The 25,868-nt window shown below is 44.6% G+C and carries 22 protein-coding genes; 18 read left to right on the plus strand and 4 right to left on the minus strand.

Annotated elements, in window-relative coordinates:
- Positions 1–5 precede the first annotated feature (5 nt).
- The 6 genes from ligA to DWW90_RS17435 all read left to right on the plus strand — a co-directional run bounded on the left by ligA (position 6) and on the right by DWW90_RS17435 (position 5,628).
- Complete coding sequence (gene ligA, locus DWW90_RS17410; RefSeq protein WP_122345891.1) at positions 6–2,006, plus strand: NAD-dependent DNA ligase LigA; 2,001 nt, start codon at positions 6–8, stop codon at positions 2,004–2,006.
- Positions 2,003–2,524, plus strand: a complete 522-nt coding sequence (locus DWW90_RS17415; protein ID WP_115498805.1) for a hypothetical protein — start codon at positions 2,003–2,005, stop codon at positions 2,522–2,524. The genes ligA and DWW90_RS17415 overlap by 4 nt, the downstream gene beginning before the upstream one ends.
- Before the next feature lie 93 nt (positions 2,525–2,617).
- Positions 2,618–3,511: a 4-hydroxy-tetrahydrodipicolinate synthase gene (dapA, locus tag DWW90_RS17420; protein ID WP_115498804.1), complete on the plus strand. Its 894-nt coding sequence runs from the start codon at positions 2,618–2,620 to the stop codon at positions 3,509–3,511.
- Positions 3,512–3,514: 3 nt separating this feature from the next.
- Positions 3,515–3,691, plus strand: coding sequence for a DUF4250 domain-containing protein (locus DWW90_RS17425; RefSeq protein ID WP_115498803.1), 177 nt, complete (start codon positions 3,515–3,517; stop codon positions 3,689–3,691).
- Positions 3,691–4,797, plus strand: a complete 1,107-nt coding sequence (locus DWW90_RS17430; protein WP_122345892.1) for a cytochrome-c peroxidase — start codon at positions 3,691–3,693, stop codon at positions 4,795–4,797. Before DWW90_RS17425 ends, DWW90_RS17430 begins: the two co-directional genes overlap by 1 nt.
- Positions 4,798–4,821: 24 nt before the next feature.
- Positions 4,822–5,628 carry an alpha/beta hydrolase family protein gene (locus DWW90_RS17435; RefSeq protein WP_122345893.1) on the plus strand — a complete coding sequence of 269 codons (807 nt, stop codon included), beginning with the start codon at positions 4,822–4,824 and terminating at the stop codon, positions 5,626–5,628.
- A gap of 156 nt (positions 5,629–5,784) precedes the next feature.
- On the opposite strand, the gene DWW90_RS17440 is transcribed toward DWW90_RS17435, so the two are convergent.
- Complete coding sequence (locus DWW90_RS17440) at positions 5,785–7,452, minus strand: formate--tetrahydrofolate ligase (protein ID WP_122345894.1); 1,668 nt, start codon at positions 7,450–7,452, stop codon at positions 5,785–5,787.
- Positions 7,453–7,847: 395 nt separating this feature from the next.
- Between DWW90_RS17440 and DWW90_RS17445 the strand changes: the two genes are divergently transcribed.
- On the plus strand, positions 7,848–8,294 hold the full coding sequence (locus tag DWW90_RS17445) for a hypothetical protein (protein ID WP_122345895.1): 447 nt from the start codon (positions 7,848–7,850) through the stop codon (positions 8,292–8,294).
- 22 nt (positions 8,295–8,316) lie between these two features.
- Here DWW90_RS17445 and DWW90_RS17450 read toward each other — a convergent pair whose 3' ends face one another.
- Genes DWW90_RS17450 through recJ form a run of 3 tightly spaced genes read right to left on the minus strand, consistent with a single transcriptional unit; the run spans position 8,317 to position 12,427 of the window.
- Positions 8,317–9,015, minus strand: a complete 699-nt coding sequence (locus tag DWW90_RS17450; protein WP_122345896.1) for a precorrin-2 C(20)-methyltransferase — start codon at positions 9,013–9,015, stop codon at positions 8,317–8,319.
- 13 nt (positions 9,016–9,028) lie between these two features.
- A complete protein-coding gene (locus DWW90_RS17455) occupies positions 9,029–10,693 on the minus strand; it encodes an ATP-dependent DNA helicase RecQ (RefSeq protein ID WP_122345897.1) in 1,665 nt (554 codons plus the stop codon).
- 9 nt (positions 10,694–10,702) lie between these two features.
- Positions 10,703–12,427 carry a single-stranded-DNA-specific exonuclease RecJ gene (gene recJ / locus DWW90_RS17460; protein ID WP_115498796.1) on the minus strand — a complete coding sequence of 575 codons (1,725 nt, stop codon included), beginning with the start codon at positions 12,425–12,427 and terminating at the stop codon, positions 10,703–10,705.
- Between the two features lie 214 nt (positions 12,428–12,641).
- On the opposite strand from recJ, the gene DWW90_RS17465 reads away from it, so the two are divergent.
- The 11 genes from DWW90_RS17465 to DWW90_RS17515 all read left to right on the plus strand — a co-directional run bounded on the left by DWW90_RS17465 (position 12,642) and on the right by DWW90_RS17515 (position 25,866).
- A complete protein-coding gene (locus DWW90_RS17465) occupies positions 12,642–13,202 on the plus strand; it encodes an L-threonylcarbamoyladenylate synthase (RefSeq protein WP_115498795.1) in 561 nt (186 codons plus the stop codon).
- A 2-nt stretch (positions 13,203–13,204) separates the two neighbouring features.
- A complete protein-coding gene (locus DWW90_RS17470) occupies positions 13,205–14,605 on the plus strand; it encodes a sugar transferase (protein WP_122345898.1) in 1,401 nt (466 codons plus the stop codon).
- A 1-nt stretch (position 14,606) separates the two neighbouring features.
- Positions 14,607–16,391, plus strand: a complete 1,785-nt coding sequence (locus DWW90_RS17475; protein ID WP_122345899.1) for a chloride channel protein — start codon at positions 14,607–14,609, stop codon at positions 16,389–16,391.
- 4 nt (positions 16,392–16,395) lie between these two features.
- A complete protein-coding gene (gene fmt, locus DWW90_RS17480) occupies positions 16,396–17,370 on the plus strand; it encodes a methionyl-tRNA formyltransferase (RefSeq protein WP_122345900.1) in 975 nt (324 codons plus the stop codon).
- Between the two features lie 547 nt (positions 17,371–17,917).
- The gene (locus DWW90_RS17485) at positions 17,918–19,042 is read left to right on the plus strand and encodes an MraY family glycosyltransferase (protein ID WP_122345901.1); all 1,125 of its coding nucleotides are present in this window, start codon (positions 17,918–17,920) and stop codon (positions 19,040–19,042) included.
- On the plus strand, positions 19,039–20,355 hold the full coding sequence (locus tag DWW90_RS17490) for a UDP-glucose/GDP-mannose dehydrogenase family protein (protein WP_122345902.1): 1,317 nt from the start codon (positions 19,039–19,041) through the stop codon (positions 20,353–20,355). Before DWW90_RS17485 ends, DWW90_RS17490 begins: the two co-directional genes overlap by 4 nt.
- The gene (locus DWW90_RS17495) at positions 20,352–21,287 is read left to right on the plus strand and encodes a UDP-glucuronic acid decarboxylase family protein (protein ID WP_122345903.1); all 936 of its coding nucleotides are present in this window, start codon (positions 20,352–20,354) and stop codon (positions 21,285–21,287) included. Before DWW90_RS17490 ends, DWW90_RS17495 begins: the two co-directional genes overlap by 4 nt.
- Positions 21,288–21,289: 2 nt before the next feature.
- Positions 21,290–22,705: an O-unit flippase-like protein gene (gene wzx, locus DWW90_RS17500; protein WP_122345904.1), complete on the plus strand. Its 1,416-nt coding sequence runs from the start codon at positions 21,290–21,292 to the stop codon at positions 22,703–22,705.
- Positions 22,706–22,720: 15 nt separating this feature from the next.
- Entirely contained in the window at positions 22,721–23,740 is a 1,020-nt protein-coding gene (locus DWW90_RS17505) for a glycosyltransferase family 2 protein (RefSeq protein WP_122345905.1), read from the plus strand.
- On the plus strand, positions 23,737–24,702 hold the full coding sequence (locus DWW90_RS17510) for a hypothetical protein (protein ID WP_122345906.1): 966 nt from the start codon (positions 23,737–23,739) through the stop codon (positions 24,700–24,702). The genes DWW90_RS17505 and DWW90_RS17510 overlap by 4 nt, the downstream gene beginning before the upstream one ends.
- Before the next feature lie 9 nt (positions 24,703–24,711).
- Positions 24,712–25,866: an O-antigen ligase gene (locus tag DWW90_RS17515; protein ID WP_147382444.1), complete on the plus strand. Its 1,155-nt coding sequence runs from the start codon at positions 24,712–24,714 to the stop codon at positions 25,864–25,866.
- The last annotated feature ends 2 nt before the right edge of the window (positions 25,867–25,868 follow it).

Below are 25,868 nucleotides of genomic sequence, written 5' to 3' on the forward strand. Positions count from 1 at the left end.
AAAAGATGGAAGCAAAAGATAAAATAAAAGCACTTCGTGAGGCCTTGGAGCAGCATAATTATAATTATTATGTGCTTTCGGCGCCGACGATATCAGACCGCGAGTTTGATGAGATGATGAAGGAGTTGCAAACCCTTGAAGAGGCGCATCCCGAATATGCCGATCCTCATTCGCCTACGCAGCGGGTGGGAAGCGACCTCTCTAAAGAGTTTGAACAGGTAGTGCATAAATATCCGATGCTTTCTTTGGGCAACACTTATTCGGAAGAGGAAGTAAAGGACTTCTACGAGCGCATAGCCCGTGACCTGAACGAGCCTTTTGAGATTGTTGCCGAACTGAAATATGACGGAACTTCCATCTCGCTGATTTATGAGAACGGACGCTTGCTTCGCGCTGTAACCCGTGGCGACGGTACCCGTGGCGACGATGTGACGGCGAATGTGAAAACAATCCGTTCCATACCCTTGAAGCTGATGGGAGACGGATATCCGTCGGTGTTTGAGATACGCGGGGAGATATTGCTCCCCTGGGCTGAGTTCGATCGTTTGAACAAGGAACGCGAGGAGCAGGAAGAACCGCTGTTTGCGAATCCCCGTAATGCGGCTTCCGGCACTTTGAAACAGCAGAATCCTACTGTCGTGGCGTCACGTAAGCTGGATGCCTATTTTTATTACCTGTTAGGGGAAGAGTTACCGGCTGAGACGCATTATGACAATCTGGAGGCTGCCCGTTCATGGGGCTTTAAAATACCGGATGTGATCCGTAAATGTAACAGCCTGCAGGATATTTACGATTATATCGCCAATTGGGATACCGAACGTAAGAACTTGCCGGTGGCAACCGACGGGATCGTCCTGAAAGTAAATTCCCTGCGGCAACAAAAGAATTTAGGCTTTACAGCTAAAAGTCCGCGTTGGGCGATTGCCTATAAGTTCCAGGCAGAACGTGCCGTGACCCGTCTGAACTCTGTCTCTTTCCAGGTGGGGCGTACGGGAGCTGTCACTCCGGTGGCCAATCTGGAACCGGTTTTGCTGGCAGGTACGACTGTTAAGCGTGCATCCTTGCATAATGCGGATATTATCGAAGGCCTCGACCTGCATTTGGGAGATATGGTCTATGTGGAGAAAGGCGGGGAGATTATCCCTAAGATCGTAGGGGTGGACGTCGAAGCCCGTTCTTTACTGATAGGCGACAAGGTGCGTTTCATCCGTTCCTGCCCTGAATGCGGAACGCCGTTGGTACGTCCGGAAGGAGAAGCCGGGCATTATTGTCCGAACGAATCCGGTTGCCCTCCCCAGATTAAAGGAAGGATCGAGCATTTCGTTACCCGAAGGGCAATGAATATCAATATGGGGCCGGAAACAGTCGAAGATTTGTACGAGGCCGGTTATGTCAAGAACGCAGCTGATCTCTATACGCTGGAAATAGCCGATTTGCTTCGTCTGGAACGCTGGGCGGAGAAGAGCGCGAGCAATTTGATCGCCAGCCTTGAAGAGTCCAAGCAGGTGTCTTTCGAACGTGTCCTGTATGGATTGGGGATTCGCTATGTGGGGGAAACAGTTGCAAAACGTTTGGTTTCCGCTTTCCATTCGATGGAACAGCTGGAGCAAGCTTCTTTGGAAGAGCTGACGGCAGTGGATGAAATCGGGGGGCGTATCGCACAGAGCGTAATCGATTACTTTGCCGACGAACGTAACCGGGTGTTGGTGAACCGTTTGAAAGAGTATGGTCTTCAGATGTCCGTTGCCGAAGAGGTTTTGGCGAACCGTTCCGAGAAACTGAAGGGGTTGGTCATCGTGATCAGCGGGACGTTCTCGAAACATTCGCGTGACGAATACAAGGCGATGATCGAGCAGCATGGCGGTAAGAACAGCGGTTCCGTATCCGGTAAGACCGATTATATCCTGGCAGGCGAGAATATGGGACCGGCTAAACTTGAAAAGGCCGCCAAATTGGGCGTGAAGATTATAAACGAAGACGAATTTCTAAACATGATAGCGGAATGAGACTGACGAATTATTTTATTAAGAAGAAAGTGCAGTCTTTAGCTTCCGGAGCTGCAAACCGCAAACATGAGTTTTGCACATTGGAAGATGCCGGCCACATCCTGGTCTTGTACCAGGCGGACGACCATGAGTTTGTGGAGCCTTGTCTCGAAAAGTTGCGTAAGATGCGTAAAAAGGTAGAGGCCTGTGTCTATGTGTCCGGCAGTACGCTTCCGGAGATGAAAGCGTCATACACGGCAGTCCATGCCAAGAAGGATCTGGATACCTGGCAGACACCTTCGGATGCCATTGTCGAACAATTGAAGACGGTCAGGGCGGATATACTGATCGACCTTACACGTTCTGATTGTTATCCGATGCAATATATTATGTTACAGCATCCTTGCCGGTTTAAGGTGGGAGTGAAGCGTGCCGATATCGATTTGTACGACCTGTCTATATCCTTGACAGAGCGTGAAGATATCAAGCATTTGTTCGACCATATATTATTTTATTTGCAGGCGATACGCTCAAAATGATATAAATTCCTTATTTTTGCAAGGCTGATTGATAATTGTTGCTATTTTTCTTTCAATTATCAATTGTCAATTATCAATTGTCAATTAATAATCATGGCAGACATAAACTTAAAAGGAATGGGTGTGGCGTTGATCACTCCCTTTAAAGAAGATGAAAGTGTTGACTACGAAGCGTTAGGAAGGCTTGTAGACTATCAGTTGCAGAATGGAACCGATTATCTGGTTGTGCTTGGTACCACTGCGGAAACCCCTACACTTACAGAAGAAGAAAAGAAGAATATAGTTGATTTAGTAGTAACGAAGGTTAGCGGTCGCATCCCCATTGTGTTGGGACTGGGCGGAAACTGTACGCGGTCGATTGTCGAAAAACTGAAGAACGACAATTTCGACGGTATAGACGCGATCCTGTCTGTCGTACCTTATTATAATAAACCCTCCCAGGAAGGAATCTACCAGCACTATAAAGCGATTGCCGAAGCGACTACGCTGCCGATCGTGTTGTATAACGTCCCCGGACGTACGGGTGTGAACATGACGGCTGAAACGACCCTTCGCATTGCCCGCGAATTCAAGAATGTGATTGCAGTCAAGGAAGCCTCCGGCAATATTACCCAGATGGACGATATCATCAAGAACAAGCCGGCTAACTTCAGCGTGATTTCCGGTGACGACGGTATCACGTTCCCGCTTATCACATTGGGTGCTGTCGGCGTGATCTCCGTAATCGGGAATGCTTTCCCGCGTGAATTCAGCCGTATGGTACGCTTGGCATTGGCAGGTGACTACAACAGTGCCCGTACGATTCACCATAGTTTTACGGAGTTGTTCAACCTTTTGTTTGTAGACGGTAATCCGGCAGGGGCGAAGAGTATGCTGAATGCAATGGGCTTTATCGAAAACAAGTTGCGTTTGCCATTGGTTCCGACCCGTATTACGACATTTGAAAAGATCCGTGACGTATTAAACCAACTTAGTATAAAGTGCTAAAAGATGACATTGCCGGAAGATCCGATGATGCTGTTTAGCGTCATCAATATGAAACTGCGTGATGATTATTCTTCTCTTGATGAATTGTGCGACGATATGCATATCAAGAAAGAAACACTTGTTCAGAAATTGAAAAACGTTGGATTCGAATATAGCCGGGAGAATAATAAGTTCTGGTAATGAATAGTTGTGTAGTATATGGAAAAACGATGGCTGCATGGTCGGTTGGGATCGCCGTGTTGCTTTCTTCGTGTACTACCGGAGTTCGTACGGCGTTAAGTGAAAAAGAACGCTTGGGAAAACAAATCTTTTTCGACGAATCGCTTTCGGAACCGGCGGGACAATCTTGTGGAACCTGCCATGAACCGTTCAAAGGCTTTGCCGATAAATATGGGCGGATCACTTCGGAGGGGGCCGTGCGAGGTTTGTTCAGCAACCGGAATGCCATGACCTGTTCATATGTGGCGTATGTCCCCGCCTTACATTACGATGACGAGGATGAAACATACGTCGGCGGTTTGTTCTGGGACGGACGTGTGAACTCTTTGGAAGAACAGGCCGGCCAACCTTTTATCAACCCGTTGGAGATGGGTAATAAGGACAGCCGGATGGTTGTCGGGAAGTTTCGCCGTACAGCCTACTATCCTGATTTTGTCCGCCTCTATGGCGAGATAGCGTCTGATGATTCCCTTTTTACGAAAATATTGGATGTGTTGGCTGCCTACGAGCGTTCGGTGGAAGTCAATCCCTACACTTCGAAATATGATGCCTATCTGGAGGGTAAATGCAAACTTACCAAACAGGAGAAGAAAGGTTTGGCTTTGTTTAAGGAAAAAGGGATGTGTGCCGAATGCCATGTACTGGAGAAAGACGAACGTGCCGGACGCGTTTTGTTTACCGACCATACGTATGATAACTTAGGGATCCCTTCCAATCCGGACAACCCGTTCTTTCATGTTTCGCCTCCTTATAACACGGTAGGGCGGGATACGATGGACCTGGGGCTGGGTGCTTTCTTGGGTGACAGTGCGGAATTTGGTAAGTTTCGTGTTCCCACCCTGCGTAATATCGCTTTGACCGCCCCTTATGGGCATAACGGCTATTTTAAGACGCTCGAAGAGATTGTCCATTTTTATAACGTACGTGATGTGGAGGACTATCCGGCGCCCGAATATGCCGCGACGGTCAACCGGGAGGAATTGGGCAATCTGGGGCTTAGCCCGGAGGAAGAGGCTGCCATCGTTGCTTTCATGCAGACGCTGACCGATGGCTATTGTCGAGACTAATAAATAACTTAATAAATTGAAACCATGAAACTTAAATTCTCTTTTCTGACTGTTTTCGTACTGCTTGTCTTTTCAGTAAAAGGTGCTGTTGTCGATACGTTGGCTGTTTACAGCGATGCAATGAAAAAGAATGTCCAGGTAGTTGTCGTCTCTCCGGATGATAACCGGTCGCCTAAGCCTGTGATCTACTTGTTGCACGGATATGGCGGGAATGCGAAGACTTGGATCTCCATGAAACCGGAGTTGAAAGGTATTGCTGACCGGGACGGACTGATCTTTGTCTGCCCCGACGGTAAAAACAGTTGGTATTGGGATAGCCCGAAAGACCCTTCGTATCGTTATGAAACATTCGTCTCCGGGGAACTGGTCAAATATATCGATTCCAAATATCAGACAGTCAAGGACCGCAGCGGCCGTGCCATCACCGGTTTGAGCATGGGCGGACATGGAGCCATGTGGCTGGCTTTCCGCCATAAAGATGTGTTCGGGGCTGTTGGCAGTACCAGTGGAGGTGTCGACATCCGTCCGTTTCCGAACAACTGGGAGATGAGCAAGCAGCTGGGGAATGAGAGCGACAACCAGGATGTCTGGAACAGCCATACGGCAATCAACCAGATTGACCGTATCAAGAATGGCGAATTGGCTATTATCTTTGATTGTGGTTACAGTGATTTCTTTTTTGAAGTGAATAATGACTTTCACAAGAAGCTGCTGAAGTATAAGATCGACCATGATTTCCTGGTCCGTCCCGGTGCCCATAACGGTGAGTATTGGAAAAACTCGATCGATTATCAGATCATGTTCTTCAAGAAATTTTTCGACCGGAAATAAGAAATACTTATGTCTTGAAGTCGAAATACTTATGTTTTCACCGACAAACACTTATGTTTTTGAAACCAAACACTTATGTTTTTGAAACCAAACACTTATGTTTTTGAATCGCAACATAAGTGTTTGGTTTTATAGGATATAACGCTTTTCTTTTGGTCAGCTCAATCCTTCGATCACACCGTCAACGATGTCGATGCGTTTTGCCTGCGGGTCTTTGGGTAGTCCCGGCATACGCATGATCTCACCCATAATCACGACGATCATTTCAGCGCCGTTGTTGATGATGATATCGCGTACTTTCATCTCGAAGTTTTTAGCAACGCCGTAGGCTTTCGGATCGGATGAGAATGAATACTGCGTTTTTGCAATACAAATCGGATAGTGCGAGATTCCCAGGCTTTCGATCTGTTTGATCTTCTTGTCGGCTAATGTGGTGTAAACGACGGATGCAGCCCCGTAGATCTGTTCGGATACCTTCTTGATCTTAGTGCGGACCGGGTCATTGTCTTCATATATATATTGAAGCGGGGCGGATGGTTTCTTTTCAATGGTATCGACAACCAGTCTGGCCAGTTCGGCACCTCCTTCGCCACCAGCTGCAAATACGTTATTCATACAGAAGCCTACGCCTATCTCGCGGCAGTGTTCGGCTACCAGATTGATTTCCTCGTCTGTGTCGGATGCATATTTGTTGAAGGTGACGATTACTTCCTGCCCGAAACGTTTCATGTTCTCAACATGCTTGTCCAGGTTTTCAAAACCGTTCTTCAGTCCTTCGATATTCGGTTCTTTGATCTTGTCTTCCGGTACGCCGCCATGCAGTTTCAGGCTTTGTGCCGTTGCGACGATAACGGTCAGTTTCGGGGCCAGTCCTGCTTTTCTGCATTTGATATCGAAAAATTTTTCTGCTCCCAGGTCTGCACCGAAGCCGGCCTCTGTCACGACATAGTCACCATATGTGAGTGCCATTTTTGTAGCCAGGATCGAGTTGCAACCGTGTGCAATGTTAGCGAACGGGCCTCCGTGTACAAATGCAGCTGTATTCTCGGTCGTCTGCACCAGGTTGGGCAGGAGGGCGTCTTTCAGTAAAACAGTGATGGCGCCTGCTACTCCCAGGTCGTTTACGGTAAACGGGTTTCCGTCGTATGTATATCCCAACAGGATATTGCCGACACGGCGTTTCAAGTCTTCGATGTCCGTTGCCAGACAAAGGATCGCCATGATTTCCGAAGCGGGGGTGATGTCGAAACCTGTCTCTGTCGGGACGCCGTTGGCGGAGCCTCCCAGACCGGAAACGATATTGCGCAGGCTGCGGTCGTTTACGTCCAGTACGCGCTTCCATTTGATCTCTTTCAGGCCCTCGCAGGTGTTGCGGGTCTGGTAGATGTAGTTATCCAGCAGAGCCGTGATCATATTGTGTGCGGAGGTAACCGCATGAAAGTCTCCTGTGAAGTGGAGGTTGATGTTTTCCATCGGCAGCACTTGCGAGTAACCTCCTCCGGCAGCCCCGCCTTTCATACCGAAGCACGGCCCCAGTGAAGGCTCACGAAGGGCGACAACCGCTTTTTTCCCTATCTTGTTCAGTCCCAATGTCAGGCCGATCGAGACGGTAGTCTTACCGATACCGGCCTTGGTCGGGGTGATGGCTGTGACCAGAATCAGGTTATGCTCCTTGATTTTCTTATCGTCGATCAGGTGAAGGGGTATTTTGGCTATATACCTGCCGTAATTTTGAACTTCTTCACGTGGGATACCCAGCCCACTTGCGACTTCCTTTATTTTATGTAGGGAAACCTCTCTTGCAATTTCTATGTCCGATTTCATGCTTGATGTAAGTTTAAGTGAGAAACAAATGTAATTATATTTTTATATAATAACAAAATGAAAGGGAGGATAGTTGTTGAAAGCCAAGTCTTCCGTAAAATAGATGTCAGTTTGATAATTGATAATAAAAGTGGGGATAGATTGGCATTATGTAATGTATATATATTGTTTTATTGTTATTTTGTAAACTTGAGTTGGCAGAATATGGGCTTTTGGTTATCTTTTGTCTTAAAGAATTATAAAATCTGGAAAGACTCATGTTGTACGTGATAATTTGATTACATTTGCAATGTCACAATGATAAAATGAAAGAAACATAGGATTAAATGTGATAAAAAGTAAATAGTATAACAAATAAGAAAACTACGGTTTATGTAATTTAAGGAGATTTGATTATGGCAACAATGAGATTAAGTTTGATGGAAGTAGCGTTAAGGGAAACAAGTTCATGGATAAAGACTATTGCAGATAGTCTTGGTTTTCAGGCATTTTCTAAGATAAATCCTTCCGGTGGTATGAATAATGTAGGTTGGGATGTGACTAAACAGAAAGAAATCCAGGATCTCCATCATTATGCAGTCCGCGACTTGATCCCAAAGGCAGGTGTCTATCAAATGAAGTTGCTCGAATCATTGGCCCAATCGGCTTCCATCTATTCTCCGGAAGATTTGGAGTCTCTTTACAGTGACACGAATAAAAGGATTGAAAAGATCGGCAGCCATATTTCGGGAGTGTTGGTGAGTGCACGTGAACTCTGCAAGTCCGGCCATCAGAACTGGGAATCCGTTCAATCCCTTCGCTATCACATCATCCAATTGAGCAATCTTTTGGAATCCGAATAGATTCTACTATTTATATGATAAACTACTGTATGATCATCAGTGAGAAATAAGGAAACGGTTTTTCACTGATGATTTTTTTATCGGATGTATAATACTCTTTATCTGTCCCGACGTTCTCGAAGTAATGAAACCTGGCTTGCGGGTGCTTGCTGATGCATTCATGGACGGCATCCACGCATTGGGACAGTTTCATAATGACGATTACGTAGCCGGCTTTGATCTTTTCCGACAGTTCTTCCGCTGTCAGTATTCCGGGAATGACGATGATCTGTTCTTCTTGTTTGACGATATGCAAGCCGGCAAGGGCTCCGGCCGCGATAAAGGCGGGGATTCCGGCGGTACGCTCCACCTCGATATTATTAGCCTTAAATTTATCGTATATATATTGGATGGAAGAGTAGAAGCCTGCATCCCCTTCAGCTACAATGACAGTCTTTTTCCCTTCCAGCCGGGCGGATACAGCCTTTTCGTATAGTCTGTCGTAAGCTTTCCATGCTTCGGTACGGTCCTTGCTCATCGGGAGTGTGAACAGCTGGATTGTCGAATCTTCAATATTGAGTTCCTTTACGATATTGGCTGCGCGTGAGAGGGATTGGCCACTCTTGTCTAAGGTTGCAGGGCAATAGATGACATCGGCCTGTTGGAGCTTTTTCAAACCTTTCAGGGTAATCAATTCCGGCTCTCCCGGACCGAGTGATACGAAGCAAATGGGATATGGCATATACTTTTGTTGTTTAATGATTATTTTGTTTCATACAGATTTCTCCGTCTTTCATGTGAAAGCGGCTGTCGTGTTCCACCAGGAAACGGATGACGGTTATGCTTTTCTCTGCCGGGAAAGGCAGGGATTCCGTTATGGCATTGACCGGGAGCGGCTGTTCCCCGGATAAGCGTTTCAGGAGCTTGTCGCGTATCATGTTGAAGTCCCTGTTGCTTAATCCTGAACTGTTCTTGGAGAGGCAGACATCACAGCATCCGCAGTCTTCCGTGTCCTTCTCTCCAAAGTAAGAGATTAGCAGGTGACTGCGGCAGATGCGTTCTGTTTCGAGGTACTCTACGACTTTAGTGACGCGTTTCCCGGCTCTTTCCCGTCGCTCCTCATAGACGGAGGGAGGAATGATAAGGGAGTTTCCCTTTATCCCCGGATGGGTGCGAGTGACTTGTGGAGCTACCTCATTAAAGGCTTCATCCTGCTGTTCGATGTATTCGATATATCCGGACAGTTCCAATAGCTTCAGGGCATGATGGACCTGCAACGGGGGAAGTTGATTGGTTGAACAGAAATCTGCTAACGAGAAGTCATGCGCCAGGTCGTAGCTGTCCAAGGCTTCATATATCTGTTTGATGAGTTTCTTATCTGGAAATTCATCTTCTATCCGCTTTTTCAGTATGAGGCTGTCCGTCTCAGAACAGAGGGCTACGGCATAGGCTTTCTTGTTATCACGTCCGGCGCGTCCTGCTTCCTGGTAGTATTCCTCCAACGAACCGGGCATATCCAGGTGTACGACCAGACGTACATCCGGTTTGTCGATCCCCATGCCGAAAGCATTGGTGGCAACCATTACCCTGCATTCGTTGTTCTTCCAGCGGTTTTGCCGTATCTCCTTCTCTTCTCGGCTCAGTCCGGCATGGAAGTAATCGGCGGATATGCCGGCTTGTTGCAGGAGAATGGCAACCTCTTTTGTCTGTTTCCGGTTTCGTACATAGACGATGGCTGTACCCGGGACTTTACTGAGTATATAGACAAGTGTACCCGGCTTGTCTTCCGTGCGGCGTACAATATACGCTAAGTTCGGACGGACAAAGCTTTTCCTGAAAACATTTTTCTCTTTGAAAAGCAACCGTTCCTGTATGTCGTCCACCACTTCCGGAGTAGCCGTTGCTGTAAGCGCTAATACCGGTACACCGGGCAACTGTTTGCGGACATCGGCTATATGAAGGTAGGAGGGACGGAAATCATAACCCCATTGCGAGATACAATGGCTCTCGTCTACAACCAGCAGGCAGACGCTCATGGCTTGCAGCTTCTCCCGGAATTGTTCCATGGCGAGACGTTCGGGCGAGATGTATAGGAATTTACAATTTCCGGAAATGCACCTTTCCAGTTCTGTGGCAATCTCCTGTCGGCTCATGCCTGAGTAGACAGCCGTAGCGTTGATTCCTACCCGGCGTAGATTATCCACCTGGTCGCGCATCAACGCTATCAATGGGGTGACGACGATGCATATCCCCTCCATTATCAGTGCCGGAACCTGGAAGGTGATGGATTTACCACCTCCCGTAGGCATCAGTCCGAGTGTATCTTTTCCTTCGCAGACAGCATGAATGATTTCTTCCTGCAAAGGACGGAAAGCAGGGTATCCCCAGTACTTCCCTAATATCTTATGGTAGACGTCCACCGCATCCCTTCACATATCGTTCTCCTTGATATCTTTCACCATAAGTTGTAGAGAGGTGTTGCCGTTATAGGTGTTCTCTTCGATGGTGTAACAGATATTGAAAGGCTTCATGTTTTTGATATGGGTATTGTGCTGGTGCATGCCGAAAGCAATGCCATGTATCGGCGTATTCGATTTGTCGTCAATCAGTTCCAGTTTGATATGCTCCAGCTCTTTACCCACCAGCTTGCTGGTTCCGTAATCCTTTACGCCGAAAGAACAGAACACCGGCTTCTGGTTGTCCGGGCCGAAGGGATTCATTTTCTTCAGCTCGCTCATGAATTTGGGATTGATATCCTGCAAGTCCAATACGGCGTCGACGTCGAGTTGGGGTATCATCTGTTCGGGGATAATCTCGTCGGCAGCCAGCTTGAGGAACCGTTCGGTGAAAGCTTCCAGATTCTCTTCTCGCAGGGAGAGCCCGGCTGCATAAGTATGTCCGCCGAAGTTTTCCAACAAGTCACGGCAGTTCTCGATTGCCTTATAGATATCGAATCCTGTAACCGAGCGTGCGGAGCCCGTGATCAGTTCGGAAGATTTGGTCAGTACGACAGCCGGACGGTAATACTTTTCCGTCAGGCGGGATGCAACGATACCGATCACACCCTTGTGCCAGCCCGGGTTATAGACAATGATCGCCTTCCGGTCTTCCATGTTCTGAAACTCGTCGATGATGGCATTCGCTTCGTCCGTGATCTTTTTGTCCAGTTCGCGTCGTTCTTCGTTGTACTGGTTGATGCTTTCGCTTTTCTCCCTTGCGCTGTCCACATCTTTTGCCAACAAGAGTTCGACAGCTTCCTTTCCGTTCATCATACGTCCGGAGGCATTGATACGCGGTCCGATCTTGAAAACAATGTCGCTGATGGTGATCTCTTTTCCGGACAGACCGCAGATGTCGATGATTCCCTTCAGTCCGAGGCTCGGGTTACTGTTGAGTTGCTTCAGACCGTAATAGGCCAGTATGCGGTTCTCCCCTGTGATGGGAACGATGTCCGATGCAATGCTGACTGCCGTCAGTTCCAGCAGCTTCTCCAGGTCGGCAAACGGGAAGTTATTGCTCTTGGCAAACGCTTGCATGAACTTGAAACCAACTCCGCATCCCGACAGATGTTCATACGGGTAGATCGAATCCACCCGCTTGGCATCCAACACCGCTACAGCATCCGGCAATGTGTCGTCTGGCATATGGTGGTCACAGATAATAAAGTCGATACCCAATTCCTTGGCATACTCGATCTTCTCAATCGCTTTGATGCCGCAGTCAAGCGAGATGATAAGCGTAATCCCATTCTCCTTGGCATAATTGATCCCCTTGTACGAGATCCCGTACCCTTCGTCATACCGATCCGGGATATAGTAATCCAATGATGACGAATAGGGACGTAAAAACTTGTAGACCAGAGAAACAGCGGTCGTGCCGTCTACATCATAGTCACCGTAAACCAAAATCTTTTCTTTATTGCCCAGAGCCTTGTTCAGACGCTTGACAGCCTTTTCCATATCCGGCATAAGGAATGGATCGTGCAGGTCGCTCAAGCTGGGTTTAAAGAATTTCTTCACCTCTTCAACAGTGGTCAGTCCTCGTTGAACGAGCAAAAGACATACGACCGGACTGAGGCCCAGTTCGGTTGCCAGCTTGTCTCTTTTATGTAACTCTTCTTCTGTTGGGGTTTGAAAGTTCCATTTTGTAATCATTATATATTGTTTTTTTCTTTTTTATCGTCCCAGATATATTGGATATAGAAGCTGATAGCAACAAAATCTCCAATATATTTCAATCCGTAAAGTTAGACAATATAAATGGATATTTCTGTTCAGGCGCATACATTTTTATTAAAATACATTTTCTCTACTTTTTATAATAAAGTCCGCGAATGATTTGTACATTTGTGACATTATTTAAAAAACAATGACAGACGATATTCAAAAAGCCTGTGAAATCATGCAGGCAGGAGGGATAATACTCTATCCCACAGATACTATTTGGGGGATTGGTTGTGATGCAACCAACGAGAAAGCCGTGCAAAGAGTGTACGAGCTGAAGAGAAGAATTGACAATAAGGCTATGTTGGTCCTGACTGACAGTACGGCGAAACTGAGCATGTACGTGTCGGAAATTCCCGATATAGCCTGGGACCTGATCGAGGTAGCCGACAAGCCGTTGACGGTTATTTATCCGCATGCGAAGAATATTGCCGGTAACCTGTTGGGCGAAGACGGCAGCGTCGGAATCCGGATCACAAACGAAGAGTTCTCACGTAAGCTGTGCGAACGTTTCCGGAGGCCGTTGGTTTCCACATCTGCAAATGTAAGCGGAGAACCTTCTCCGACTAATTTTAGTGAAGTGTCGGATGTGATTAAGAACGGTGTCGATTATATAGTGAAGTATCGCCAGGATGATATGAGTAAGGCAAAACCTTCCAATATCATTAAATTAGGAGATGGTGGCGTTATTCAGGTAATCAGATAAAAATGAAGAAGAGCAAGCAGGCAGGGAAATATATATTATCGGATTATCTATCGGCTTCCGTTGCATGGTTGTTGTTCAATATCCTTCGTTACGAGGTGTTTGCCATCGACGAAGGGGCAAGCAGTCTGCTCGACTATCTGCAATATCCGGGTGTGCTTACCGGCCAGGCAATCATCCCTTTTTTCTGGCTGGTTCTTTATTATTTCTCCGGGTATTATAATAAACCGTTTGGAAAATCCCGTCTGACCGAATTGTTTTCGACGTTTATCACGGTGTTGATCGGTACGCTTGTCGTATTCTTTGCCTTGATGCTCGACGATATTCCCCATTCGTTCAAGATATATTACAAGCTGTTTTTCGGCCTGTTCGGCTTACAGTTTATCGTGACTTATATCCCGCGCCTGCTGATCACGCAGGACGGTGTCCGTAAGATCAAGAGCCGGAAATGGGCGATGAACGTACTTGTGGTCGGCGCCGGAGGTAAGGCTGTCCGTATCGCCCGCGACCTGTACCGCTTGGGATATAATATTTACGGTTTCGTATCGGAGAACGGGAATATCCCTGTCAAGGCCGACCGTGCCCATGTCTTAGGGACGGTGGAGGATATCCCGGCCCTGATGGATATAGGGAATGTCGACGAGTTCGTCCTGGCTGTCGAGTCGAAAAGCAACAAGGAGCTGTTGGGTATCCTTTATTCGCTCTACCGTTATAAACGTCCGATAAAGGTGTTGGCAGACCGTCTCAATATGTTGTCCAAGATCCAGATCCGGACCATTCGGGGAATTCCCCTGGTCGACGTGACGGATAACAATTTCTCGCCTGCCGCACAGAATATTAAGCTTTTTCTGGATAAAGTTTGTTCTGTTGTCGCATTGGTACTCCTTTCGCCGTTGTTCGCCTATATCGCTTGGCGGGTGAAGAAAGACTCTCCGGGCCCCATCTTCTTCCGTCAGGAACGGATCGGCTATCTCGGCGAGCCGTTTATGATGTATAAGTTCCGGACCATGTATGTAAATGCAGAGGAAAACGGACCGTTGCTTGCCTCGGAGGACGATTGCCGCATTACGCCGTTCGGGCGGATCATGCGGAAGTATCGGTTGGATGAGCTGCCCCAGTTCTGGAATGTGCTGAAAGGGGATATGTCGCTCGTCGGGCCCCGTCCCGAACGAAAATATTTTATTGACGAGATTGTGAAGAAGGCTCCCTATTATTACCTGCTGCACAACGTCCGTCCGGGTATTACCTCGTTAGGGATGGTGAAGTATGGCTATGCCGAGAATGTGGATAAAATGATAGAGCGTATGGAATACGATATATTATATTACGAAAACATGTCACTGACACTGGATCTGACAATTCTGATCTATACAGTTAAAACAGTAATTACAGGTAAAGGTATTTAAGATGGTAAACGAAGGATTATTCTATCGGTTCCTGCTATGGCGGGACAAGCATATAAAAGAGAAAAATTTTATCTTGATCGTCAGTCTTTTGGTCGGGATTTGCACGGCTGCCGCCGCTATTATCTTGAAATGGATTATTCATCATATCCAACATATGTTGACCGGAAACTTTAACCAGGACGGGGCTAACTACCTCTACCTGCTCTATCCGGTGATTGGTATCCTGCTTGCCGGTTTGTTCGTCAAGTATATCGTGCGAGACGACATCAGCCACGGGGTGACGAAAATCCTGTATGCCATTTCCCAGCGTAAGAGCCGTATCAAACCCCATAACACCTGGACCTCCATTGTGGCCAGTTCCGTCACCATCGGTTTTGGTGGATCGGTCGGGGCGGAGGCGCCTATCGTGCTGACGGGAGCGGCGATCGGTTCCAATCTGGGACGCCTGTTCAGGATGGAGCAAAAGACGTTGATGCTGCTTGTCGGCTGTGGGGCGGCAGGCGCCATCTCAGGTATCTTTAAGGCTCCGATAACCGGGGTGGTCTTCGTGGTGGAAGTGCTGTTGCTTGACCTGACGATGACGTCGGTGTTGCCTCTGCTTATCACTTCAGTGACAGCTGCGACTGTCTCCTATATCTTTACAGGGACGGAAGCGATGTTCCCCTTCTCACAGACCGAAGTGTTTGTGATCGAACGCATACCCTATGTTCTTCTGCTCGGCGTGTTCTGTGGCCTGGTATCCCTCTATTTTACGAAGGTGATGAACAGGGTGGAGGGAATGTACCGGAAACTCGGTAAGTATTGGAAGAAATTTCTCGTCGGAGGCATCATGCTGAGCGTATTGATTTTTGTATTCCCCCCGCTTTACGGTGAAGGTTACGACACGATCTCGTCCCTGCTCAACGGCCAGTTCTCCCATATCATGGACAAGAGTATGTTCTACAGCCTGAATGATACTTACTGGGGCTTGCAACTCTTCCTGACGCTGATCTTGCTCTTCAAAGTCTTTGCTTCGAGTGCGACGAACGCCGGAGGCGGATGCGGTGGTATTTTTGCTCCCAGCTTGTATTTGGGCTGTATTGCCGGTTTTGTGTTTGCCCATGCGTCCAACTTTTTCCCCTTTACGATGTATCTCTCGGAGAAGAATTTCGCCCTCTTGGGGATGGCAGGCATCATGTCCGGTGTCATGCATGCACCGCTGACGGGTGTCTTCCTTATTGCCGAGCTGACAGGTGGCTACGAGCTTTTCCTTCCGCTGATGATTGTCTCGGTCAGCTCCTATATCACGATCAAGATGTTCCTGCCCCACAGTATCTACTCGATGCGTCTGGCCCAGAAAGGCGAGTTGCTGACCCATCATAAGGACCGTGCCGTCCTGACGCTCCTCAATACAGACAGTGTGATCGAACGCGATTTCCTCACCGTCTCTCCCGAAATGTCGTTAGGCGATATGGTGAAGGTGATCGCCAAGAGCGGACGAAACACCTTCCCGGTCATTGACGAGCGGGGAATCCTGTTAGGGCTCGTCCTGCTGGACAATATTCGGAACATTATGTTCCGTCCGGAGTTATATAACCGGTTCCATGTCTCTAAGTTCATGGTGTCGGCTCCCGCCAAGATACAGGTTGGGACGCCAATGGAGCAGATTATGCGTATCTTTGACGATACGAAAGCCTGGAACCTTCCTGTAGTGGACGAGGAAGGACGATACATAGGCTTTATGTCCAAGTCGAAAATATTTAACTCATACCGCGAAGTGCTGGTAGAAAACTTTTCAGGAGATTAAGAAGATGAAGAAAGAAGATTTGCGAATCGTATATATGGGCACTCCCGACTTTGCCGTGGAGAGCCTGCGTGCCTTGGTTGAAGGCGGATATAATGTAGTAGGCGTGATCACGATGCCGGACAAACCCGTAGGCCGTCATGGTAGTGTTTTGCAGGCAAGCCCCGTCAAGCAATATGCCGTCTCGAAAGGTCTGCCTGTGCTTCAGCCGGTAAAGCTCAAAGACGAAGCTTTCCTCGCCGAACTCCGTGCGTTGGAGGCTGACTTGCAGATTGTCGTGGCCTTCCGTATGTTGCCGGAGGTGGTCTGGAACATGCCGCGTCTGGGAACGTTTAACCTCCATGCCTCTCTCTTGCCCCAGTACCGGGGAGCAGCCCCGATCAACTGGGCGGTCATCAATGGAGATACGGAAACCGGCGTGACGACCTTCTTCCTGACACACGAGATCGACACCGGCAAGATCATCCGCCAGAAACACCTCCCTATAGCCGATACGGACGATGTCGGCACTGTGCACGACTCCCTGATGGCGATGGGTGCCGGCCTGGTATTGGAGACCGTCGACCTACTGTTGGAAGGCAAGACTGACGCCATACCCCAGGAAGAGTTCTATCAAGACTCAGCCGAACTCCGTCCCGCCCCGAAGATTTTCAAAGAAACCTGTCGTATTGACTGGAATCAGCCTCTGAAAAAGATATACGATTTCATCCGTGGCTTGTCACCTTATCCCGCTGCCTGGACGGAGATCATCTCGCCCGAAGGCGTCCCGACCGCCTTAAAGGTCTACCAGGCGGAAAAACATCCCGCCACCCATAACCTTCCCGTCGGCACCATCTGCACAGACAAGAAAAGCTATGTCGACATCGCCGTAGAGGGCGGTTATCTCCGTCTGCTCTCCCTACAGCTCGCCGGAAAGAAACGCCTGTCTATTACGGAGTTTTTGAATGGGTTTAAGCAGATTGGGGAATATACGGTAAAATAGATTACTGTTTTTATTCTTCTTTGATTTTGCGCAGTATTATTCTCTCCTTATATAATAATGTATATATATCTACAAGAGTTTTTGTTTCTGGTTATTCGTTAGCTGGAAACAAAAATTCTTTGTGCTTTTAGCAGGTAGTCCGACTTTTGCCGGATTGTCTTCAAAATGTACTTTTGGGGATTATCATTTAGTTTCTGAAATCAGCAAAATTGTAATAAAAAGAAAGTTTTTATATAGCTGTACTAAAATAAATGGCTGTATTTTGCTGTTACGCGCTTGAATATGAATGTTTAGGAAATGACTAAAAAAAACGTTCCTTTTTTTTAGTCATTGCAAAAGTAGATATTATATTTTGAACGACCAAAATAAAATAACAATATATTACTTGTAGATCAATGAATAAAGAAATATAAGGCTTGATGCAATTTTTTTGGATATATCAGCTAAAAAAATGACTAAAAAAAAGGAACGTTTTTTTTAGTCATTTTAGTTAGTACACCCTTTGTGACTGACGAACTTTGTCATGTTCACTTAAAACTTAATTGATATGTCTTATTTATTGATACTGTTATGTTTATCTGTTTCGATAGCACTATCCTTTATCATAATTCCGCGCATTTTGGTGATATCCTACCGAAAGAAATTATTCGACATCCCGGACGAAAGAAAGGTCCATAATCAGGCAATTCCCCGTTTAGGCGGTTTTTCCTTCCTTCCGACGATTTTATTCTCCCTCTTCTTTTCTGTTGGTATTAGGTACTTGGTTGGTTTACAATTACCTGTGAAATCATTGGGCTTTATAGTGCCTGAATTCTTTTTTCTTATATGCGGGCTAATTCTATTATATTTAGCAGGAATAAAAGATGATTTAATAGGGCTTCGCTATCGGTCTAAATTTGTGATACAGATCGTAGCTGTCAGTATGTTACCTCTATCCGGCTTGTGGATTAACAATTTGTACGGCTTGTTGGGTATCCACGAGTTATCACCCTGGCTCGGTATCCCGTTTACCATTCTGGCTACAGTCTTTATTATTAATGCGATCAATCTGATCGACGGTCTGGACGGTCTGGCTTCCGGTATAAGTGGAATCTCCCTGATAATAATGGGCAGCCTTTTCTTTTATCACGATATGTTGATTTATGCCATGTTGGCCTTTACCGTGTTAGGAACTCTGATTCCTTTCTTCTATTATAATGTATTCGGACGGGCCGAACACTGTAGAAAGATCTTTATGGGAGATACCGGCAGTTTGACCTTAGGCTATCTGTTGGCCTTTTTGATCATCCGCTATTCTTCCTGTCATCCGGAACTGATGCCCTGCTCCGGGAAAACTTTTACAGTTGCTTTTACAACATTGCTGATTCCCATATTTGATGTGTTCCGGGTGATGCTGCTGCGTACCCGCCTGCATAAACCTCTTTTTATAGCAGATAAGAATCACATTCATCATAAACTGTTGTCGATCGATTTCTCTCCCCGTCGCTCGATGTTGACTATTCTTTTTATGTCTGGCGCTTTTTGTGTCTTAAATATGACGTTGGTCTCCTATATCAATTGTAATGTATTGCTCCTGGTCGATATCGTTCTCTATACCGGTATAAACCTATGGATCGATAAGGTACGGGATGCCCATCCGTCATCAGTGTTGAGTCTAAATAAAAAAATATGAATATAGCGATTGTAGGAACCGGCTATGTCGGTTTGGTGACAGGTACATGCTTCTCTGAAATGGGAGTCGATGTCACTTGCGTAGATATTAATGAAGCTAAAATAAAAGCTTTACAAGCAGGTGTCATGCCGATTTATGAGCCCGGTTTGGAAAGCTTGGTACAAAAGAATGTACAGGCCGGCCGTTTGCACTTTACAACAGACTTGGTTTCTTGTCTGGATAAGGTATCGGTTGTCTTTAGTGCCGTCGGGACTCCTCCGGACGAAGATGGCAGTGCCGATTTGAAATATGTATTGGAAGTTGCCCGTACGGTAGGACGCCATATGAACCGGTATATTGTGTTGGTCACCAAAAGCACGGTTCCGGTAGGAACTGCCGCAAAAGTCAAAGCCGTTATCAGCGAAGAGTTGGATAAACGGGGCGTACAAATCCCTTTCGATGTCGCTTCCAATCCTGAATTTCTGAAAGAAGGAGCTGCCGTCAAAGACTTTCTGGCTCCGGACCGTGTCGTGGTCGGTGTGGAGAGTGAAGAAGCCCGTAAGCTGTTGGAACGTCTGTACCGTCCTTTCCTGCTGAATGGTTATCCTATCATATTTATGGATATCCGGTCCGCCGAGATGACAAAATATGCCGCTAATGCCATGCTTGCCACCCGTATCAGTTTCATGAATGACATTGCCAACCTCTGCGAGATTGTCGGTGCAGATGTTGAGTCTGTCCGTAAAGGGATGGGATCGGACAGCCGTATCGGCAACCGTTTCCTGTATGCCGGTTGCGGCTATGGAGGCAGTTGCTTCCCGAAAGATGTGAAAGCGCTTATCCACACCGGAAAAGAGAACGGCTACAATATGCGCGTGATAGAAGCGGTAGAGGAAGTGAATGAAAATCAGAAAAGCATAGTCTTCGATAAGATAAACAAACTGTTCGGTGGAGAGCTGAAAGGCAAGATCATCACCTTGTGGGGCCTTTCCTTCAAACCCGAAACCGACGATATGCGCGAAGCCCCGGCCCTGGTCGTTATCGACAAACTATTAAAAACCGGTGCAACCGTCAAAGTCTACGATCCTGTGGCGATGGACGAATGTAAGCGTCGGATCGGTTCGGTAGTCGAATATTGCAAGGATATGTACGAGGCTGTGATCGATGCAGACGCCCTGTTGCTGATCACCGAATGGAAACAATTCCGCCTGCCCAGTTGGAAATGTATCAAACGCCTGATGCGTGGAAATGTGATTGTCGATGGTCGTAACATATATGATGCGAAAGAGTTGGAAGAAGAATATTTTGTTTACTCACGAATAGGGAAAAAATGAAACGGATTTTAGTAACGGGAGGCGCCGGCTTTATCGGTTCCCATCTCTGTGCGCGTCTTGTCAGAGAGGGCAACGACGTGATTTGTCTGGATAACTATTTTACCGGTAGCAAGGATAATATCCGCCAACTATTGGACTGTCATAACTTCGAGCTGGTCCGTCACGACGTGACCACTCCCTATTATGCCGAGGTCGATGAAGTCTACAACCTGGCCTGTCCGGCTTCCCCTCCCCATTACCAATATAACCCTATCAAGACGATGAAGACATCCATCTACGGAGCGATGAATATGTTAGGGTTGGCGAAGCGCGCGAATGCGAAGATCCTCCAAGCATCCACCAGCGAAGTCTATGGCGACCCCGCTGTCCATCCGCAGGTAGAGAGCTATTGGGGGCATGTCAATCCGATCGGCATTCGTAGCTGCTACGACGAAGGCAAACGCTCCGCCGAGACACTCTTCATGGACTACCACCGTCAGAATGGCGTACGGATTAAAATCATCCGCATCTTCAACACCTACGGTCCGAATATGAACCCGAACGACGGTCGTGTCGTCTCTAACTTCATCATGCAGGCTTTACGAAGCGAAGATCTTACGATTTACGGCAACGGCCTTCAAACTCGTAGCTTCCAATATGTGGACGACCTGGTTGAAGGCATGGTCCGTATGATGGCTACCGCTGACGGCTTCATCGGTCCGGTCAATATCGGTAACCCCGGCGAGTTCACAATGCTGGAACTGGCTGAAAAGATAATCGAGCTCACCGGCTCCAAATCCAAAATCGTACATTGCCCCTTACCGGGCGATGACCCGAAACAACGTAAACCGGATATTGCTTTGGCAAAAGAAATGCTTAATGGTTGGGAACCGAAGGTTAGGCTGGAAGAGGGGCTGAGGAGGACGATTGAGTATTTTAAGGACTTAGAATAATAATGTCTCAGACAATAAAGGTCAGTCGACAAGATATTATTTGGGGCTATTTTGCTCAGTTCTTCTCTATTGCATCCGGGATTATTATATTGCCAATGGTGTTAAGAATGCTTTCTGCTGAAGAGGTCGGGATGAACTATTTGATGCTTTCGGTGGGGCAGTTGGTTACTTTGGTTGACTTTGGTTTTTCTCCCCAATTCGGACGGAATGTAACGTATGTCTATAGCGGTGCACAACGATTGTTGAAGAATGGAATAGAAACACTGGACAGTTCGGTAAAGGTTGAAATAAATTATTCTCTTTTAGCCGCACTGATCCAGACAGCCCGTTGGATATACCGTCTGATGGGAGGTGTTGTCTTATTACTTATGCTAACAGCCGGCACCGGATACGTTTATCAAGTGACAGCCGGTTTCAGTAATCTCCCGAACAGTCTTCTTATTTGGTTGATCTATTCAGCAGGTGTGTTCTTTCAAATTTATTACTCCTACTATAGCGCATTATTGACTGGTTCAGGTAAAATCAAAGAAAGTAAAAAGGCGATGGTCTATTCCAATGTCTTGAAGATTGTGCTTACTTATGTTTTGTTATATGCCGGATATGGTTTGTTAGGGGTGGTGATAGCTAATTTTATTTATCCATTCTTGACCCGATACTTGTCATATCGCTACTATTTTACAGCAGGACTAAGACAAACTTTATCGTCTTATAAAGTATCAGTCACAGAAAAGATAGCGTTATTTAAGACCCTGTGGCATAACTCGAAAAAACTTGGGATAACCACATTATCCGGGTATTTAACCTATGGTGCATCTACTTTGCTGGCCGGTATTTATCTTTCCCTGGAAGAAGTTGCTTCGTATGGCTTGATGATACAGTTGATCGGTTTGATCGGGGGAATTTCCGGTATCATGTTCACGATCTATCAACCTCGCTTTGCTTCCCTTCGTGTATCGGATAACAAAACACTGTTTAGAAAAGAAGTCGCTTATACAATGACTATATTCTATTCCTTTTTTGTGATAGGAACGATATTACTCATAACAGTTGCTCCCTATGCTATTCGGTTTATAGGTTCAAATACGACTTTACCAGGTGCCTCTATTCTGTTAGCCTGTGCCGGCTTCAGGTTGCTGGATCATAATTTCTGGAATTTATGTCAGACTGTAATAGCAGGAAACGATTTTCCCTTCCTTAAAAGTTGCTTGTTTACGGGATTAGGAATAACTGTCGGATGCTATATTTCTTTATCATGGCTTCATTTGGGCCTATGGGGAATTGTTTTGTCTACCGGATTGGCACAGTCTGCTTATAACAATTGGTACTGGCCTCGTATTATATTAAAACAAATGAATATAGGAAGCCTTTCTTTTTTAAAAGAAGGCTATCGCGAAGCATTGCTTCGTCTTCATATATAAAGAATAAATCTAATCATGTATAAAGTAACTTTATCAATGCCCGTTTACAATGTGGCGCCTTATGTGGAACGCGCTTTGCTTTCTGCTCTGAATCAAACTTTTGATAGTATCGAATTTCTGATTGTGGATGATCGGGGTACGGATAATAGTATGGATATTGTCCGTAAAATCGTTGCCGAGCACCCACGAGGAAAAGATGTACGGATCATTGAGCACCCGCATAATATAGGACTTGGTGCGACAAGAAATACGGCTATAGACAATGCAAAGGGAGAGTATTTGTTCTTTATGGATAGTGATGATGAGATAACACCGGATTGTATAGAGGTGTTGTATAAGGCGATGATGGAGGATGGTCCGGTAGATTTTGTGGCTGGGTCGTATGAACATATTTTGTTAAAAGGGAAAAAGATCTCTTACTTGTATAATTGTGTTAAAATAAAGGGCGAAAATGCATTAGCAAATGAAGTATATAAATATCAAAAACGATTTTGTATAGGCATTTGGAATAAATTATACACTCTTTCATTTCTCCATGATCATCAGTTGTATTGCTTTCCGCATCATTTAAATGAAGATGAGATATTTACTGATAAGATTATATATGAAACATCATGTTGTAAATTGTTGGATCATGTAACACTGTTGTATTATGAGAGACCCAATTCTACAATGTATAAAAGGGCTTTTTCTTTAAGTGTGAGAGATATAAAAGAATTTGAGGAAATAATTTCTTTTAAAAGAATATTATTAGGAAAATATATAAAGTCTAATTTAAGAGGTTTTTTCTTATCAAAAACTATAAGATATACATATGGTGTATTATTGAAAATATGTCTGTCTACTAATATTAGTATTGAAGAGAAAAAAATATATTCAAATAAAATTGTAAGTATTTTAAATGATCAGATAAATATAATACAATTAAGGCCATTATTGATAAAAAATATTATGTATGCAATAATTTTAAAAATTCCATATTTTATGCAATATAGAATAATAAATATGCATATTTCAATGTCGCGTAAAAAATGAAGTATATTCGTGTGTTAAGCCCCTACATATCTCGTGGGAATTATCAATTTTTTATTTTATGGTTTTTTAAATCATGCTTAAGACAGAATATTACTGTTCAGAAAGGACTGAGTATCCACTGGCTTGTTCGATTGGCTATAGCAAAATTAAGAGTCTCTTTTAATATATCTCATATAACGTTTAAAAATAAAGCCTTAATTGTTTTAGGAGCAGGATATATTGATTCGTTTGCATGGCCTTTTGCCTATAATTGTGAAATAATCCCAGTTCTATGGGATACTTGGCCTAAGTATTGGCCTCGGTTGGTTGCTTCGTTGAAAAGACATCATGTAAAATATGCTTTCTTTACTCAATCTCAAGTTGCAAAAATGATAGAACAAGAAATACCGGAGATTAAGTGTTTTCATCTTTTAGAAGGAATCGATTTAACAGGATATAAGAAAGGAGACATATTGGAAAATCGTACAATAGACTTATTAGAGTTAGGTCGTATATATACAAAATTTCATACGTTGATAGATAAGACACAAATTCCATTATTAAAAGAGCATCTGTTTCGGACTCCTGAAGATGGATTGCTTTTTCCTGATTTTGAGTCTTTAACTCACGGACTTTCTAATGCAAAAGTAACGGTTTGTTTTCCTCGTTGCGATACGCATCCTTTGCAAGCTAAAAATATAGAAACAATGACACAACGATATTGGGAATGTATGCTATCCCGTACGCTGATATTAGGAAGAGCTCCTAAAGAGTTAATAGACTTTGCAGGATATAATCCTGTGATTGATGTTGATTGGAATAATCTTCCATCCCAAATAGAGTTTATTCTGTCTAATATTAGAACTTATCAAAATTTGGTCGATAATAATTATCGTTTTGCATTGCGATATGCATCTTGGGATAATAGAGTAAAAAAAATGTTGTCTTTGTTGCATGAGAATGGATATAGACTTAAAAAGTGAATGTCGTTTATGAATGGTGTAAGATATAAATTTGTTGAATTTGTTTTGTTCGTTGCTATAATAGTGACTATAATAACTCAATTGCCATTCTTTGTTGAACGTGATTTAAATATTTGTGGGGTGATAATTTGGATTCCATTATTCTTATGTGTTTTATTCTTAAATGCATTTAAAATGAATACTAATATATGTATTCCTGTGGCTTGTTTTGGGGGGTATTTGTTTTTTTTATTGTTGTTTAATTCGCTTTTTTATGTGTTTCCTGTGTCTTCTTGTATTAAAGGATTTTCAATTTCTATGTCGATGTTTTTGCTTGGGTATTATTTGGCTAATATAATAAAAGAAGGGTCCTTTATTAAAGCTATTGTATATGCTGCTTTGATAGGAGGATCTGTTTTTTCTATAATCATAAAAAACACTGTTTTTTATGTGGTAGATTTAGACTCAATTTCATATTTATATCAAGCAAAAAATTCTGCTTCAAAAATAATTTTTACTTGTTTTATTTTAGTGTTATTTCTGTATATTCCAAAACTTAAAATAACTATATTTTTGAAATATATAACTCTTTCGTTTTTTATATATATGATTTTGATAATGAAAAGTAGATCTACTATTTTAGCGCTGGTTGTTCCTGCTTTTGCTGTCTTATATTATAGTAAAAATAAATATATGAAAAAATATGTATGTATATTTTTGTCTGTTGTTGTTTTATTGAGTGTGTGTTTTCCTTATTACCCTGAATTGGTTTTTAATAAAATATTTTTGAATAATCAGATTGATGCAGACTTAAATACAATTTCTACTGGTAGGCTTTGGATGATTGAAAATTTCTTTATGATTTTTAATGATTATGCATTAATAGGTGGCTCTTCTACTTTTGTCGAAAATTTTTATTTGATAACTCTTTTACAAGTAGGCATTATTGGAGCGACTCCTGTCTTTTTGTTCCTTTTATGGTTTTACTTTGTCTTGAGAAAATATTTTGATTTTGCAAATCCAATAGATATTTCTTGTCTTATATTATTGTTGGTTTACTATATGGATGGTTTATTTGAAGCTATGGCTCCATTTGGACCTGGTGCAAAGTGTTTTTTTTTATGGTTGATAATTGGATTTTTTATTAATAAGAGAATAGAGGCTTATAATAAATTTGCTTCTTGATA

The sequence above is a fragment of the Parabacteroides sp. AF17-28 genome (assembly GCF_003479205.1).
Lineage (GTDB): Bacteria > Bacteroidota > Bacteroidia > Bacteroidales > Tannerellaceae > Parabacteroides > Parabacteroides acidifaciens.